This window comes from Pseudomonas sp. P5_A12, assembly GCF_056400685.1.
On record NZ_JBFUKU010000115.1, the window covers coordinates 1 to 16,288 of the forward strand.

The 16,288-nt window shown below is 59.9% G+C and carries 10 protein-coding genes and 1 other RNA gene; 5 read left to right on the forward strand and 6 right to left on the reverse strand.

All coding sequences use genetic code 11. The features are described from left to right. On the forward strand, positions 1-376 hold a 376-nt coding region (locus AC1DSG_RS16560; protein WP_477791851.1), incomplete at its 5' end, for a sugar transferase. A 137-nt stretch (positions 377-513) separates the two neighbouring features. On the opposite strand, the gene ffs is transcribed toward AC1DSG_RS16560, so the two are convergent. The 6 genes from ffs to AC1DSG_RS16590 all read right to left on the reverse strand — a co-directional run bounded on the left by ffs (position 514) and on the right by AC1DSG_RS16590 (position 9,823). Continuing rightward, positions 514-610, reverse strand: an RNA gene (gene ffs / locus AC1DSG_RS16565) — signal recognition particle sRNA small type. A gap of 133 nt (positions 611-743) precedes the next feature. Then, the gene (locus AC1DSG_RS16570) at positions 744-1,910 is read right to left on the reverse strand and encodes a zinc-binding metallopeptidase family protein (RefSeq protein ID WP_477791852.1); all 1,167 of its coding nucleotides are present in this window, start codon (positions 1,908-1,910) and stop codon (positions 744-746) included. 152 nt (positions 1,911-2,062) lie between these two features. Then, on the reverse strand, positions 2,063-4,423 hold the full coding sequence (gene ligA / locus AC1DSG_RS16575) for an NAD-dependent DNA ligase LigA (protein WP_477791853.1): 2,361 nt from the start codon (positions 4,421-4,423) through the stop codon (positions 2,063-2,065). 156 nt (positions 4,424-4,579) lie between these two features. Beyond that, positions 4,580-5,434 carry a cell division protein ZipA gene (gene zipA, locus AC1DSG_RS16580; RefSeq protein WP_477791854.1) on the reverse strand — a complete coding sequence of 285 codons (855 nt, stop codon included), beginning with the start codon at positions 5,432-5,434 and terminating at the stop codon, positions 4,580-4,582. 238 nt (positions 5,435-5,672) lie between these two features. Next, complete coding sequence (gene smc, locus AC1DSG_RS16585; RefSeq protein ID WP_477791855.1) at positions 5,673-9,161, reverse strand: chromosome segregation protein SMC; 3,489 nt, start codon at positions 9,159-9,161, stop codon at positions 5,673-5,675. 2 nt (positions 9,162-9,163) lie between these two features. Then, positions 9,164-9,823, reverse strand: coding sequence for a GntR family transcriptional regulator (locus tag AC1DSG_RS16590; protein ID WP_477791856.1), 660 nt, complete (start codon positions 9,821-9,823; stop codon positions 9,164-9,166). Positions 9,824-10,089: 266 nt separating this feature from the next. Here AC1DSG_RS16590 and xdhA point away from each other — a divergent pair, with 266 nt between their 5' ends. From xdhA to guaD, 4 genes are all read left to right on the forward strand, one after another. After that, positions 10,090-11,544: a xanthine dehydrogenase small subunit gene (gene xdhA, locus AC1DSG_RS16595; protein ID WP_477791857.1), complete on the forward strand. Its 1,455-nt coding sequence runs from the start codon at positions 10,090-10,092 to the stop codon at positions 11,542-11,544. Then, positions 11,537-13,930: a xanthine dehydrogenase molybdopterin binding subunit gene (gene xdhB, locus AC1DSG_RS16600; protein WP_477791858.1), complete on the forward strand. Its 2,394-nt coding sequence runs from the start codon at positions 11,537-11,539 to the stop codon at positions 13,928-13,930. The genes xdhA and xdhB overlap by 8 nt, the downstream gene beginning before the upstream one ends. 128 nt (positions 13,931-14,058) lie before the next feature. Beyond that, positions 14,059-14,904, forward strand: coding sequence for a xanthine dehydrogenase accessory protein XdhC (xdhC, locus tag AC1DSG_RS16605; protein WP_477791859.1), 846 nt, complete (start codon positions 14,059-14,061; stop codon positions 14,902-14,904). A gap of 8 nt (positions 14,905-14,912) precedes the next feature. Beyond that, positions 14,913-16,217, forward strand: coding sequence for a guanine deaminase (gene guaD, locus AC1DSG_RS16610; protein ID WP_477791860.1), 1,305 nt, complete (start codon positions 14,913-14,915; stop codon positions 16,215-16,217). Positions 16,218-16,288 lie beyond the last annotated feature (71 nt).

The following is a 16,288-nucleotide window of genomic DNA, read 5'->3' on the forward strand; positions in this document are numbered from 1 at the left end:
CAAGCAGGCCAGTCGTAACGACTCGCGGATTACCCCGATCGGGCGCTTTATCCGGCGTACTTCAATCGATGAGCTGCCGCAGTTGTTCAATGTATTGCAAGGTCATATGGCGCTGGTCGGACCACGTCCTCATGCCGTTGCTCACAACAACTATTACTCCGGCAAGATTCTCGCTTACATGGCTCGCCACCGGATCAAACCGGGAATTACCGGGTTGGCTCAAATCAACGGGTGCCGCGGCGAGACCGACACCATCGACAAAATGCAGAAGCGCGTCGAGATCGACCTCAAGTACATCAATAACTGGTCGTTGTGGCTGGATCTGAAAATCCTGGTGAAGACACCCTTCACATTGCTGTCGAAAGACATTTATTGAGGGTTGGCGAGAGAAAAATGATCAAGGCAATATGGTCAGCACAGTGCACCACTTAGGTGTACCTGAACGCTGTTCCACTTCGAGATTTTTTGACTGATAACGCGTTGATTTCCAACGGTTTTTTAGATAGGTGGTAACCCCACCAGCCACACCCCGGCACACAATGTCACCGCTGCGGCTGCTCCCTTCCAGGCCTGACCGGGTTCACGGTTGATCGTTGCGGGGGGACCGATGGGGTCACCATAACGACGCTCACCTGACGGCGAGCCGCGCCATTGTACCTATCTGAGACGAAGTTACAACCGTTGGTGCTGATTAAAAAAAATGAACAGCTTCAAGGACATGCAAAGCCATGGAACACAGCCATCTACAGGTCTTGCAACACTTCATCCGCCCTGCCGCCTTCTTGCTGGATCACCAGGTGAATGAAGTGTAATTTGGCGATCACGGCTGGCGGCAGGACGAACGGATAGAAATCCGGCTGTCCCATACTGCGTGACAGCTCATTGAGCATCCCGGCCAGTTCGAGCCACGCCTTGACGAACGCCAGAAACGCCGCGCCGCCTGGATGCTGCGGCTCGTAGAGCGTGCTCGACTGAAAGGGCGGGTAATCGAAATCCATTTCCCGCGCACTCATGCCAAACCCCAGGGCGGTGTCCACCGCATCCATCATGTGCAGGTAGTGCGCCCAGGTTTCCGCCCAGTCTTCCCACGGGTGCATGGTCGCGTAGGCGCTGACGCACTGCTGCTGCCAGTCGAGCGGCGCGCCCTGCTGGTAATGCCGTTCCAGCGCCTCTGCGTAGCTCGCGCGCTCGTCACCGAACAGTCCGCGAAACGGTTCCAGCCACTGGCTGTTGGCGATCAGCCGGTCCCAGTAATAATGCCCGACCTCATGGCGAAAATGCCCGAGCAACGTGCGATAGGGCTCGTGCATCTGCACCCGGAGCTGCTCGCGGTGGGCGTCATCGGCTTCTTTGATGTCGAGGGTGATCAGGCCGTTGGCGTGCCCAGTGGTTGGCGACTTGCCTTCCAGGTCGACACCGACGAAATCAAACGCCAGACCGGTTTCTTCGTCGAGGGTTTTGGGAATCACCTGCAAACCCAGGCTGACCAACTGCGCGACCAGTCGACGCTTGGCCGTTTCCACCTTGCACCAGCGGTCGTGGTTTTCCGGGATCGACAGGTCAGGGATGGTGTGATTCAAGCTACAGGCGATGCACAGCGCATCGTGGTCATTGGCCGGGAGTAGCCAGTTGCACGCAGCCGGGGAATCAAGATTGGCGCAGCGGCGGAACACACCAGCTTGCGGGTCGGCATCGAGCCGCCAGGTATCAGCCTGCTCAGCCGGTTGCAGCGACGACAAGCGACTTTGTTCGGGCTGATAACCCAGCGCTGCCGAACAGGCCAGGCACTGGCTGTTGCGAAAGAACAGCGACTGCCCGCAACGGCACTGCCAGACCTTGCTGTTACGCGAGCTTCCACCGATGAAGGGCGCGGCGATGCGCGAGCTGAGCTGTTCGAAGAAGCGGTGCATGGCGATCTCTCCCTGGGGGTTGCCAAGACTAGATCATTCTCCGGTGAAGATCGTTCCCACGCTCTGCGTGGGAATGCATCTAGTGACGCTCCGCGTCACAGGGACGCGGAGCGTCCGGGGCGGCATTCCCACGCGGAGCGTTGGAACGAYCACTACTCGACAGGGATGCCGTGTTGGTTCAGGAATTCAACGAACGCTTCTTCATCGAGCACTTTCAACCCCAGCTCATTAGCCTTGGCCAACTTGGAACCCGCCCCCGGCCCCGCCACCACGCAATGGGTCTTGGCCGACACCGAACCTGCCACCTTGGCACCCAGGCTTTCAAGTTTGTCCTTGGCGATGTCGCGGCTCATCAACTCCAGCGAACCGGTCAACACCCAGGTCTGCCCTGCCAGCGGCAAGCCTTCGACGACTTTCTTCTCGCTCTGCCAATGCATGYCAAAATCGCGCAGCTGCTTCTCGGCAGCCTCAGCGAGCTGGCGGTTGTCCTCGACCGCAAAAAACTCGCGAACCGAATTGGCCTGCTTCTCCGGCAGCGCCTGACGCATGTCTAGCCAGTCAGCGCTCATCACCGCTTGCAGCGAACCAAACTTGTCCGCCAGCTTCTGCGCTCCACCCGGTCCTACCGAAGGGATGTGCAGCTTGTCGAGGAGCCCGCCCAGCGTAGTGCTCGCCGCAAACTCGGCGCCCAGTTCGCCTTGATCCTGAATCTGCAAGCCGTGCCTGAGCAGTTCTTCGATCACTTGCTGGTTATGCGCATCTTCAAAGAAGCTGTGGATCTCATGAGCCACTTCCAGACCCACGTCCGGCAAGTACGTGAGCACGTGCGGCAATGCTTGCTGAACCCGCTCCAGCGAGCCGAGCGAGCGCGCCAGCACCTTGGCCGTCTCTTCGCCGACATCGGGAATCCCGAGGGCATAGATAAACCGCGCCAGGCTCGGCTTTTTGCTGTCCTCGATGGCACTCAGCAGCTTGTTGCTCGACACCTCGGCAAACCCTTCCAGATCGACAATGTCGTCGAACTTCAGGGCATACAAATCGGCCGGCGAACTCACCAGGCCTTCGTCAACCAGTTGCTCGACGCTCTTGTCCCCGAGGCCCTCGATGTCCATCGCGCGACGGGAAACGAAGTGAATGATCGCCTGCTTGAGCTGCGCACCACAGGCCAGACGACCGACGCAACGGTACACCGCGCCCTCGCTGACGGTCTCGCGACCTTTGCTGCGCTTGACCAGTTGCGTGCGCTCGACCTGCGAACCGCACACCGGGCACTGCTCGGGAATCTGTACCGGCCGAGCATCTTCCGGTCGGCGCTCAAGCACCACTTGCACCACTTGGGGAATCACGTCACCCGCACGGCGAATGATCACCGTATCGCCGATCATCAGGCCCAGACGCGCAACCTCATCCATGTTGTGCAACGTCGCGTTGGCCACGGTGACACCGGCCACCTTGACCGGTTTCAAGCGCGCCACCGGCGTGACAGCACCGGTACGACCGACCTGAAACTCGACGTCGAGCAGCTCGGTGAGCTCTTCCATGGCCGGGAACTTGTGCGCGATCGCCCAACGCGGCTCGCGAGCGCGGAAACCCAGCTCACGCTGAGAGGCGATGCTGTTGACCTTGAACACCACGCCGTCGATTTCGTACGCCAGCCCGTTTCGACGCTCACCAATGTCGCGGTAGTAATCCAGGCATTCGTCGATGCCGTGCGCCAGTTTCAGCTCATGACTGATCGGCATGCCCCACACCTGTAGCTGCTTGAGATTACCAATGTGCGTGTCGGCAATGTCCGCCGAAATCTGGCCGATGCCGTAGCAGCAGAATTCCAGCGGGCGGTTGGCAGTGATCTTTGAATCCAGCTGTCGCAAGCTACCCGCTGCCGCGTTACGCGGGTTGGCGAAGGTCTTGCCGCCGACTTCCAGCTGGGTGGCATTGAGCCGTTCGAAACCGGCCTTGGACATGAACACTTCACCGCGCACTTCCAGGGTCGCAGGCCAGCCAGTGCCGTGCAGCTTGAGCGGGATGTTGCGCACAGTGCGCACGTTGACGCTGATGTCTTCGCCAGTAGTGCCGTCGCCGCGCGTCGCGCCGCGTACCAGCACGCCGTCCTGATACAGCAGGCTGACGGCCAGGCCATCGAGTTTCGGTTCACAGCTGTATTCCACCGCCGCACCGCCACCGAACAGATCACCGGCCGGCAAGTCCAGGCCTTCAGTCACCCGGCGATCGAACTCGCGCATGTCGGTTTCTTCGAAGGCGTTACCAAGGCTGAGCATCGGTACTTCGTGACGCACTTGAGTGAACGCCGACAACGCTGCGCTACCCACGCGCTGGGTCGGCGAATCGCTGGTGATCAGTTCGGGGTTAGCCGCTTCAAGGGCCTTGAGCTCGTGGAACAAACGATCGTATTCGGCGTCCGGAATGCTGGGCTCATCCTGTACGTGATAACGATAGTTGTGCTGATCCAGCTCAGCACGCAGCTCTAGAATGCGGTTTTTGGCGGCGGTCATGGGTGTTCTCTCATAAAGCAAAAGAGCAGCCGAGGCTGCTCAATCTCATATCATCAAAATCAAGAGATCGCAGCCTCGTTTCACTCGACAGCTCCTACAGGGATAGCGATTTTCTGTAGGAGCTGTCGAGTGAAACGAGGCTGCGATTTTTTGACCTTAGCGCTTCTGGGTCAGGGCGCGACGTTCGAATTCAACGATGCGCTGACGGTAGTGCTCAATCGTCTGGGCGGTCAACACGCTGCGCTGGTCGTCCTTCAGTTCGCCATTCAGCTCCTGGGACAGTTTGCGCGCCGCAGCCACCATCACGTCGAAGGCTTGCTTGGGGTGACGCGGGCCTGGCAGGCCGAGGAAAAAGCTCACGGCCGGGGTGCTGAAGTGGTCAATGTCATCCAGATCAAAGACACCCGGTTTGACCGCATTGGCCATGGAGAATAGAACTTCGCCATTACCGGCCATGCTTTCGTGACGGTGGAAGATGTCCATTTCACCGAAACGCAAACCGCTTTCCAGAATGTTCTGCAACAGCGCCGGGCCTTTGAAACCGGCGGCGTCACGGCAGATCACGCTGATCACCAGCACTTCTTCAGCTTGTGGATGATCTTTTTCGCTGACGGCTGACGAGGCCTTGGTGTCATCCGGGAAATCGTCGTCACGGCTGCTGAAGCTCGGGCCGCCGTCCAGGTCCAGGCTGAGGTTCATGTCGCCCTGGGAAGGCTCGCCATGGCCACGCTTGCCGCGCTTGGAACCGGATTCGCGTGGTTCACGGGCAGGCATGCTCACCGACGGCAGATCGTGCTCGTCCAGTTGCGGTTCTTTCTGCGTATCCAATACACGATGGGGACCCAACAGCTCGGCGCCGGCCTCCTCTTCCGGTAAATTGGACAAACTTCGATCAAGACGGAATTTCAGTTTTCCCTTGCCGCCGCGCATCCGGCGCCAGCCATCAAAAAGAATACCGGCAATGACAATAATGCCGATGACGATCAGCCACTCGCGCAGACCGATTTCCATGTAATCCCGTGCCTCTATAAAAAATGCTGAAAAATAAGGGGTTTACAACTCGTAAACCGCTTTAAAACGTGGCGCCAACTCTATGTTCTGACAGGCGTTTTGCCCACGTATACGAAAAATTGACATTAAACTAGCACGACCAAAGGCAACTTTACAGGGCTGCGCAGCTACAAGCTTCAAGCTATAAGCTGCAAGCCACCTCACTTGCAGCTTGAAGCTTGCAACTAGAGGCTGGCCGTCAGGCATCCACCATCGCCATCGCCTCCTCGACATCCACGGCCACCAGACGCGAGCAACCCGGTTCATGCATCGTTACACCCATCAGTTGTTCGGCCATTTCCATGGCGATCTTGTTGTGGGTGATATAGATGAATTGCACCGTTTGCGACATCTCTTTGACCAGTCGTGCGTAGCGTCCAACGTTAGCGTCATCCAGTGGCGCGTCAACTTCATCGAGCATGCAGAACGGCGCCGGGTTCAATTTGAAGATCGCAAAAACCAGAGCCAAAGCAGTCAGGGCTTTTTCGCCGCCGGAGAGCAAATGGATGGTGCTGTTCTTCTTCCCTGGCGGCTGCGCCATGATCGTTACCCCTGTATCGAGTAGATCTTCGCCCGTCAGTTCCAAATACGCGCGTCCTCCACCGAAAACTTTTGGGAAAAGCGCCTGTAAACCGCCATTGATCTGATCAAAGGTATCCTTGAAGCGGTTACGGGTTTCCTTGTCGATCTTGCGAATCACGTTCTCGAGCGTGTCCAGCGCTTCCACCAGATCATCGTTCTGCGCATCCAGATATCGCTTACGCTCGGATTGTTGCTGGTATTCATCGATGGCCGCCAGGTTGATCGCACCGAGGCGCTGAATGCGCGCAGCGATGCGTTCGAGTTCTTCTTCGGCGTCTTTCTCGTTGGCCTCGGCCGTCAGTGTGGCGAGCACGCCGTGCAGGTCGTAGCCGTCTTCGTGCAATTGCTCTTCGAGGGCTTTGCGGCGCACGGTCAGGGCTTGCCATTCCATGCGCTGGGTTTCCATCTGGCCGCGAATCAACTGCGACTGCTGCTCAGCCTGGTTACGCCGTTTCTCGGCATCGCGCAGTTCGCGGTCGGCGTCTTCCAGGGCGATCTGCGCGGTCTTGAGTTCGTCGTCGACGGTCATGCGCTTGTCGAGCAGTTCTTCCAATCTCAGCCGCAACTCTTCCAGTGGCGCCTCGCCCTCCTCCAGATTGAGGCTGAGCTGTTCACGTTTTTCGGTCAGGCGCTCGGACTGCATCTCCAGCCGCTCCAGCGCCTGGCGCGTCGAGTCGTGTTGCGCCTTCAGCGAACCGAGACGCACCGCCAATTGATGCGCGTGGTCCTTGTGCTGCCGGGCTTCCTGACGCACCCGATCCAGTCGCTCGCGCAAGCTGTCGCGCTGGGCCAGCAGCAACTCACGCTGCTCGGTGTCCAGCGCCATGGCGTCGAGGGCTTCCTGCAATTGCAGGCGCGCTTCACCGATGTTTTCGTGTTCCAGCGCACGCTGCTCGCTCAGCTCGGCCAGCTCTTCGTCGAGGCGCGTACGACGCAACGTCAGCTGTTCAGCCTTGGCTTTGCCGGCAGAAAGTTGTGCTTTCAATTCGCCTTGCTGGCGCGCTTCGTCTTGCAGCAGACGGCGCAGATGTTCGCGACCATTTTCCTGCTGACGCTGTTGCGCCCTGAGGTTTTGAAGTTGGGTTTCCAGGGTTTCGACCGTGGCTTCGCGCTCTTCGCGCTCCTCGGTCAAGCGCTGGATTTCCTGACCGCGCGCGAGTACGCCGCTTTCGGCTTCGCTGGCCCGACGCACGCGCAAAAAGTGCCGACCGACCCAGTAACCATCACGACTGATCAGGCTCTGCCCTGCGGTCAATTGACCGCGCAGTGCCAACGCCTGTTCGAGGTTGTCGACCGGTTTGACCTGCCCCAGCCACGGTGACAAATCGATCTGCGCCTCAACCTTGTCGAGCAGGCTGCCCGGCACGCGCAAGCCATCACTGGCGGGGCTGAGCAAACGCAAATCGCCCTGGGCAAAACCGGCCAGGTCGAAATCGCCGAAGTCGTCCACCAACACCGCTTGCAGGTCGGCGCCGAGCACGGTTTCCACCGCCAGCTCCCAACCCGCTTCAACCTTCAGGCCTTCAGCCAGACGCGGGCGATCCGCCAGATGCTGCTCACGCAACCATTCGGCGGTGCCGGTCCCAGGATCGAGCGCGGCTTGCTGCAACGCTTCAAGGGACGCCAGACGACCGTTGAGGCGCTGCAAATCGCCTTGCGCCTGTTGCTGATTGTGCAGGGCTGATTGCAGTTCCTGACGCAGTTGTTCAAGGCGTTCGACCTGAGCTTCTTCGCTGGCCTGCAAATCCTCGAGCGTGGCTTCACTGGCCGCCAGCTGTTCGCTGAGTTCCATGATCGCCGCGTCTTCCGGGTCCGCCGAGAGCAACGCGCGCTCTTCCCCGAGGCGCTTCTGACGGTCGGCCAGACGCTCCATGCTGGTTTCCAGCTGCTGGATGCGCGATTGCTGGACTTCGGATTGACGACGCGGCTCGGCAGCCGTGAGGTTGAACGTGTCCCACTGCTCCTGCCAGCCATGCATGGTGGTTTCGGATTCTTCCAGCGCGGCGGCGGCTTCTTCGGCGGCGGCGCTGGTGACTTCCTGCTCCGGCGTGAGCATGTCGAGCTCTTCGCCGAGGGTCAGCAACAGCGTGCGGTCGTGGCCCAGGTGCGATTCGGTTTCCAGGCGTGCGCGCTCGGCTTCCTTCAGATCGTCCTGCAACTGGCGCAGGCGTTGCTGCCCGTGCTGAATGCTTTGCTCGACCCGGGCGATGTCGCCGCCGACCGAATAGAAGCGTCCTTGCACCAGATTGAAGCGTTCGGACAGGTCATGGTGCCCGTCCCGGAAGCGTTCGATGCTCGCATCGGCATTGCGTTGCTCGGCGACCAAGGCTTCGAAGGTGACTTCCTGGTTGCCAATCACCGCTTCACGCTGACCGACCTGCTCGTTCAACGCCTGCCAGCGCAAAGCCGACAGTTGGGCCTTGAGCTGACGCTCTTCGCCTTTGAATTCCTGATACTTCTTCGCCGCCTCGGCCTGGCGGTGCAAGCGTTCGAGCTGACGCTCAAGCTCTTCGCGCAGGTCGGTCAGGCGCGCAAGGTTTTCGTGGGTGCGGCGGATGCGGTTTTCCGTCTCGCGCCGGCGCTCCTTGTACTTGGAGATGCCCGCCGCTTCTTCGATAAAGTTGCGCAGGTCTTCGGGCTTGGACTCGATCAGCTTGGAAATCATCCCCTGCTCGATGATCGAGTAGCTGCGCGGGCCCAGGCCTGTCCCCAGAAAGATATCGGTGATATCGCGACGGCGGCACTTGGTGCCGTTGAGGTAGTAGGTGGTCTGGCTATCGCGGGTCACTTTGCGGCGAATGGAAATTTCCGCATAAGCGGCGTATTCGCCAAGCAGAGTGCCGTCGGAGTTATCAAACACCAGCTCGATGCTGGCCTGGCTCACCGGTTTACGACTGGTCGAACCGTTGAAGATGACGTCGGTCATCGACTCGCCGCGCAAGTTCTTGGCCGAGCTTTCGCCCATCACCCAGCGCACGGCGTCGATGATGTTCGATTTGCCGCAACCATTGGGCCCGACCACTGCAGCCATGTTGCTGGGGAAGTTCACAGTGGTCGGATCGACGAAGGATTTGAACCCCGCCAGCTTGATGCACTTGAGCCGCACGCTTAAGCGTCCGTCAGGGCAGAAACCACCAGATCGCAACTACGCTGACCGTAAGCCGTCAGCACTTCGCGGATCTGCGGAAAGTCACGATTCAGGACCGCGGCGAGCAGGCGTTCGAACAGCTCCAGGAATTCGCTCATCGAGGCCTTGCGCTGATCCAGGGCGAGGAAATACGCGCGGCTCATGGCCGGCTGCAGATTCTCGACGGTTTCCTGCAAGTACGGATTGTTGGCGAACGGATACGCGGCGCGCATCACATTGAAGCTGTCGTCGACGAAGGTGCGGATGTCCTGACGCTCGTAGCTGGCGGCCAGGCGCTGCTGGATTTGCACGAACGGCGCCATGTCAGCCTGTGTTTGCCAGCCGTTGGCCACGGCATTGCCGAGCAGAATGTACAGCTCGCTCATCAGCGCGCACAGGCTCTGCACCTTGTGCGCAGTGAGTTCGGTGACATGGGCACCCCGTCGCGGCAGGATCGCGATCAGGTGGCGACGCTCAAGGATCAGCAGGGCCTCACGGACCGAGCCGCGGCTGACATTGAGTGCCAGCGTGACCTTCTGTTCCTGAATGCGCTCCCCGGGCTTCATTTCGCCGCGAATGATGCGTTCGGCGAGGTGGTGAGCAATTTGCTCGGCGAGGCTGTCCGGTGCCTTGAACGTCATGGTTGTCCTTCAAACTCTTCGATCTGCACAGGCGGCGCAGTGTAGCGCACTTGATAGGTCATGGCGCAGGGCCCACTCGGCGGTTTTGGCACGATTCAAGCAAAAAAGCAGGCAAGTGCGCGAGGGTCAATAATGAAGGAATGAAGGGTTTACCGACAAAATGCCGCTTCCTGACCCTAAAGTCAGAAAATCATTGACCGAAAAGTCAGACCTGCTAAATTCGGTCCTAGTCGGTTAACAACAATAATGAGTCTGCGAGGCCTTCCGTGATCCAGTTTTTACTTAACCAGGAACTCCGTAGCGAGCACGCCCTGGACCCAAACCTGACCGTGCTCAACTATCTGCGCGACCATGTGGGCAAACCCGGCACCAAAGAAGGCTGCGCCAGCGGTGACTGTGGCGCCTGCACCGTGGTGGTCGGCGAGTTGCAAACGGATGACGATGGCCGCGAACACATTCGCTATCGCAGCCTCAACTCGTGCCTGACGTTTGTCTCGTCGCTGCACGGCAAACAACTGATCAGCGTCGAAGACCTCAAACACCAGGGCGAACTGCACAGCGTGCAAAAAGCCATGGTCGAGTGCCACGGTTCGCAATGCGGCTTCTGCACTCCGGGCTTCGTGATGTCGCTGTTCGCCCTGCAAAAGAACAGCGATGCACCGGACCAGCACAAAGCCCACGAAGCGCTGGCCGGCAATCTTTGCCGCTGCACTGGCTATCGGCCGATTCTGCAAGCCGCCGAGCAGTCCTGCTGCGGCAAGCAACCGGACCAGTTCGATGCGCGGGAAGCCGACACCATCGCGCGCCTGAAAGCCATTGCCCCCACGTCCATCGGCGAACTCAACAGCGGCGACAAGCGCTGCCTGGTGCCGCTGACCGTCGCTGACCTGGCCGACCTCTATGACGCCTACCCACAAGCCCGCCTGCTGGCCGGTGGTACGGACCTGGCGCTGGAAGTCACGCAGTTCCACCGCACCTTGCCGGTGATGATCTACGTCGGCAACGTCGCCGAGATGAAGCGCATCGAGCATTTTGACGATCGCCTGGAAATCGGCGCTGCAACAGCCCTCTCCGATTGCTACGAAGCGTTGAAGGCCGAGTACCCGGACTTCGGTGAATTGCTGCAACGTTTTGCATCGCTGCAGATCCGCAACCAGGGCACCCTCGGCGGCAACATCGGCAACGCCTCGCCCATCGGTGACTCGCCTCCCCTGCTGATCGCCTTGGGCGCGCAGATCGTCCTGTGCAAAGGCGAAATCCGCCGCACCATGGCCCTTGAAGACTACTTCATCGATTACCGCGTCACCGCGCGCCAGGAAAGCGAGTTCATCGAGAAGATCATCGTGCCCCGCGCCAGCGCCGAACAGCTGTTCCGCGCCTACAAGGTTTCCAAGCGTCTGGACGATGACATCTCCGCCGTTTGCGCCGCGTTCAATATCCGTCTGGAAAACGGCGTAATCGCTGATGCCCGCGTCGCCTACGGCGGCATGGCAGCCATTCCGAAACGTGCCAGCGCCTGCGAAACAGTGTTGCTCGGTGCACCGTTCAATCACGCCACCGTCGAACGCGCCTGCGCCGCACTGGCCGAAGATTTCACGCCGCTCTCGGACTTCCGCGCCAGCAAGGAATACCGCCTGCTCAGCGCGCAAAACCTGCTGCGCAAATACTTCATTGAACTGCAAACACCGCACATCGAGACTCGGGTGACCGCTTATGTCTAATCATCACGCTGTAGAGAAGACCCAAGCCGAACTGGCTGAACTGTTCGCCAAGGACCTGACCACCGGTGTCGGCCGCAGCGTCAAGCACGACAGCGCCGCCAAGCACGTGTCCGGTGAAGCGCAGTACATCGACGACCGCCTGGAGTTTCCGAACCAGCTGCACGTTTACGCACGCCTGTCGGACCGCGCCCACGCGAAAATTATCAGCATTGATACCAAGCCCTGCTACGCCTTCGAAGGCGTGCGCATCGCCATCACCCACGAAGACGTGCCGGGCCTGAAAGACATCGGCCCACTGCTGCCAGGCGACCCGCTGCTGGCCATCGATGATGTGCAGTTCGTCGGTCAGCCGGTGCTCGCCGTTGCTGCGAAAGACCTCGAAACCGCACGCAAGGCCGCCATGGCCGCGATCATCGAATACGAAGATCTGGAGCCGGTGCTAGACGTGGTCGAAGCCCTGCGCAAACGCCACTTCGTGCTCGACAGCCATACCCATCAGCGCGGCGATTCTGCCGGGGCTTTGGCAACGGCGGAACATCGCATCCAGGGCACGCTGCACATCGGTGGCCAGGAACACTTCTACCTCGAAACCCAGATCTCTTCGGTGATGCCGACTGAAGATGGCGGGATGATCGTCTACTGCTCGACGCAGAACCCGACCGAAGTGCAGAAGCTCGTTGCCGAAGTACTCGACGTATCGATGAACAAAATCGTTGTCGACATGCGCCGCATGGGCGGTGGTTTCGGTGGCAAGGAAACTCAGGCCGCAAGTCCTGCGTGCCTGTGCGCCGTGATCGCACACCTGACCGGCCAGCCAACCAAAATGCGCCTGCCGCGCGTTGAAGACATGCTGATGACCGGCAAGCGCCACCCGTTCTACGTCGAGTACGACGTCGGCTTCGACAGCACCGGCCGCCTGCACGGCATCGCGCTGGAACTGGCGGGCAACTGCGGTTGCTCGCCGGACCTGTCGGCGTCGATTGTCGACCGTGCGATGTTCCACGCTGACAACTCGTACTACCTGGGCGATGCGACCATCAACGGTCATCGCTGCAAGACCAACACTGCGTCGAACACCGCTTACCGTGGGTTTGGTGGCCCACAAGGCATGGTCGCGATTGAAGAAGTGATGGACGCGATCGCCCGCCATCTGGCCCTCGATCCACTGGCCGTGCGCAAGGCCAACTACTACGGCAAGACCGAACGCAACGTCACGCATTACTACCAGACCGTCGAGCACAACATGCTCGAAGAAATGACCGCCGAACTGGAAGAAAGCAGCCAGTACTTTGAGCGCCGCGAAGCGATCCGTCGCTACAACGCCAACAGCCCGATCCTGAAAAAAGGCCTGGCGCTGACCCCGGTGAAATTCGGTATTTCCTTCACCGCCAGTTTCCTCAACCAGGCCGGCGCACTGATCCACGTCTACACCGACGGCAGCATCCACCTGAACCATGGTGGCACTGAAATGGGTCAGGGCCTGAACACCAAAGTCGCGCAGGTCGTGGCCGAAGTGTTCCAGGTGGAAATGGACCGCGTGCAGATCACCGCGACCAACACCGACAAGGTGCCAAACACCTCGCCAACGGCGGCGTCCAGCGGCGCCGACCTGAACGGCAAAGCGGCACAGAACGCGGCTGAAATCATCAAGAAACGCCTGGTCGAATTTGCCGCACGGCACTACAAGGTCAGCGAAGAAGACGTGGAATTCCACAACGGCCACGTGCGGGTTCGCGATCAGATTCTGACGTTTGAAGCGCTGATCCAGCAGGCGTATTTCGCCCAGGTGTCGCTGTCGAGTACCGGCTTCTACAAGACCCCGAAAATCTTCTACGACCGCAGCCAGGCGCGGGGTCGACCGTTCTACTACTACGCCTTTGGCGCAGCGTGCTGCGAGGTGATCGTCGACACCCTGACCGGCGAGTACAAAATGCTGCGCACCGACATCCTCCACGACGTCGGTGCCTCGCTGAACCCGGCCATCGACATCGGTCAGGTCGAGGGTGGATTCATCCAGGGCATGGGCTGGCTGACCATGGAAGAACTGGTGTGGAACAACAAGGGCAAACTGATGACCAACGGCCCGGCCAGCTACAAGATCCCGGCCGTGGCAGACATGCCGCTGGACCTGCGGGTGAAGCTGGTGGAAAACCGCAAGAACCCGGAAGACACGGTGTTCCATTCCAAGGCCGTGGGCGAGCCACCGTTCATGCTGGGCATTGCGTCGTGGTGTGCGATCAAGGACGCCGTGGCGAGTCTCGGTGACTACAAGCACCAACCGAAAATCGACGCACCGGCAACGCCGGAGCGGGTGTTGTGGGGCTGTGAGCAGATGCGGCAGTTGAAGGTGGCGAAGACTGTCGAAATCCAGGCCGAGGTCGTTTGATGATCGTTCCCACGCTCTGCGTGGGAATGCAGCCAGCGACGCTCTGCGTCGCATTGTGAACAGCGGACGCGGAGCGTCCAGAGATGCATTCCCACGCGGAGCGTGGGAACGATCGTGAGAGGTGAAACATGTACAACTGGATCGACGCCCTCGCCGACCTGCAATCCCAGGGTGAACCCTGCGTGTTGGTCACCATCATCGAAGAGCTCGGCTCGACGCCGCGCAATGCCGGTTCGAAGATGGTCATCAGCGCCAACCAGTCCTTCGACACCATCGGTGGCGGGCATCTGGAATACAAGGCCATGCAGATCGCCCGCGACATGCTCGCCAGCGGTAAACAGGACACGCACCTGGAGCGCTTCAGCCTCGGCGCCAGCCTCGGCCAGTGCTGCGGCGGCGTGACCGTTTTGCTGTTCGAACCGATGGGCCAGGTCCAGGCGCAGATCGCCGTGTTCGGCGCCGGCCATGTCGGCCGCGCATTGGTGCCGCTGCTCGCCAGCCTGCCTTGCCGGGTACGCTGGATCGATTCACGGGAAGACGAATTCCCTGAACAGATTCCCCACGGCGTACGCAAGATTGTCAGTGAAGAACCTGTGGATGAAATCGACGACCTGCCCGCTGGCARCTACTGCATCGTCATGACTCACAATCACCAGCTCGACCTCGAACTCACCGCCGCGATCCTCAAGCGCAACGACTTCGCCTACTTCGGCCTGATCGGTTCGAAAACCAAACGGGTGAAGTTCGAACACCGCCTGCGCGACCGCGGATTCGATAACAGCGTTGTGCAACGCATGCGCTGCCCGATGGGCATCGGCGAAGTCAAAGGCAAGTTGCCTGTGGAAATAGCCATCTCCATCGCCGGCGAAATCATCGCCACCTATAACGCGAATTTCGGCCAGCAGACTGCCAGCGCCGGATCATCGATTGCCAAACTGCTGCCTGCTTCTCGCCGCAGTCAAGCCTCTAACTGAGAACTCCCATGCCTTTGACTCGCAAAGCCTACCGTGCCGCCATCCTGCACAGCATTGCCGACCCCGCCGAAGTCGGGATCGAAGCCTCATACGAGTATTTCGAAGACGGCTTGCTGGTGGTCGATAACGGCCAGATCAGCGCGCTCGGCCACGCCAGTGATTTGCTGCCGACACTGGCGGCCGATATCGAGATCACCCATTACCAGGATGCGTTGATCACTCCGGGCTTCATCGACACACACATCCATATGCCGCAAACCGGCATGGTCGGCGCCTTCGGCGAGCAACTGCTGGACTGGCTCAATACCTACACCTTCCCGTGCGAAAGCCAGTTCGCCGACAAGGCTCACGCCGATGAAGTAGCCGACATTTTCATCAAGGAACTGCTGCGCAACGGCACCACCACTGCGCTGGTGTTCGGCAGCGTACATCCGCAATCGGTGAACTCGTTTTTCGAAGCCGCCGAACAGCTCGACCTGCGCATGATCGCCGGCAAGGTGATGATGGACCGCAACGCGCCGGACTACCTGACCGACACCGCCGAATCCAGCTACGTCGACAGCAAGGCGCTGATCGAGCGCTGGCACGGCAAGGGCCGCTTGCACTACGCCGTCACCCCGCGTTTCGCCCCGACCAGCACCCCGGAACAACTGACTCTGGCCGGCCAGTTGCTTAGCGAATACCCGGACCTGTACATGCAGACCCACATCAGTGAAAACCTGAAAGAAATCGAGTGGGTCAAAGAGCTGTTCCCGGAACGCAAAGGCTATCTGGACGTCTACGATCACTACCAATTGCTGGGCGAGCGCTCGGTATTTGCCCATGGCGTGCACCTGTGCGACGACGAGTGCGCACGACTGGCGCAAACCGGTTCGGCCATCGCCTTCTGCCCGACCTCGAACTTCTTCCTTGGCAGTGGCCTGTTCAATCTGCCGATGGCCGAGAAACACAAACTGAATGTCGGCTTGGGTACCGATGTGGGCGGCGGCACCAGTTTTTCACTGCTGCAAACCTTGAACGAAGCGTACAAAGTCATGCAGCTGCAAGGCGTGCGTCTGAGCCCGTTCAAGTCGCTGTACCTGGCTACGCTCGGCGGTGCGCGAGCGCTGCGGCTGGAAGACAAGATCGGCACGCTGCAACCGGGCACCGATGCGGACTTCCTGGTGCTGGACTACAACGCCACGCCACTGCTGAGCTATCGCTTGAGGCAGGCGAACAACATTGCCGAGACGTTGTTTGTGTTGATGACGCTGGGGGATGACCGCACTGTTCTGCAGACGTATGCGGCGGGGAATCTGGTGCATCAGCGCTAGTTTTCTTCGGGCTGATCGTTCCCATGCTCTGCGTGGGAATGCCTCAAGGGACGCTCCGCGTCCAGTGACGC

What these genes read in the sequence shown, in the direction of transcription:
- AC1DSG_RS16590 (WP_477791856.1), bottom strand. Translation starts at nt 9,823, where the DNA reads ATGACGTTCAAGGCACCGGACAGCCTCGCCGAGCAAATTGCTCACCAC.
- guaD (WP_477791860.1), top strand. Translation starts at nt 14,913, where the DNA reads ATGCCTTTGACTCGCAAAGCCTACCGTGCCGCCATCCTGCACAGCATT.
- AC1DSG_RS16570 (WP_477791852.1), bottom strand. Translation starts at nt 1,910, where the DNA reads ATGCACCGCTTCTTCGAACAGCTCAGCTCGCGCATCGCCGCGCCCTTC.
- xdhB (WP_477791858.1), top strand. Translation starts at nt 11,537, where the DNA reads ATGTCTAATCATCACGCTGTAGAGAAGACCCAAGCCGAACTGGCTGAA.
- zipA (WP_477791854.1), bottom strand. Translation starts at nt 5,434, where the DNA reads ATGGAAATCGGTCTGCGCGAGTGGCTGATCGTCATCGGCATTATTGTC.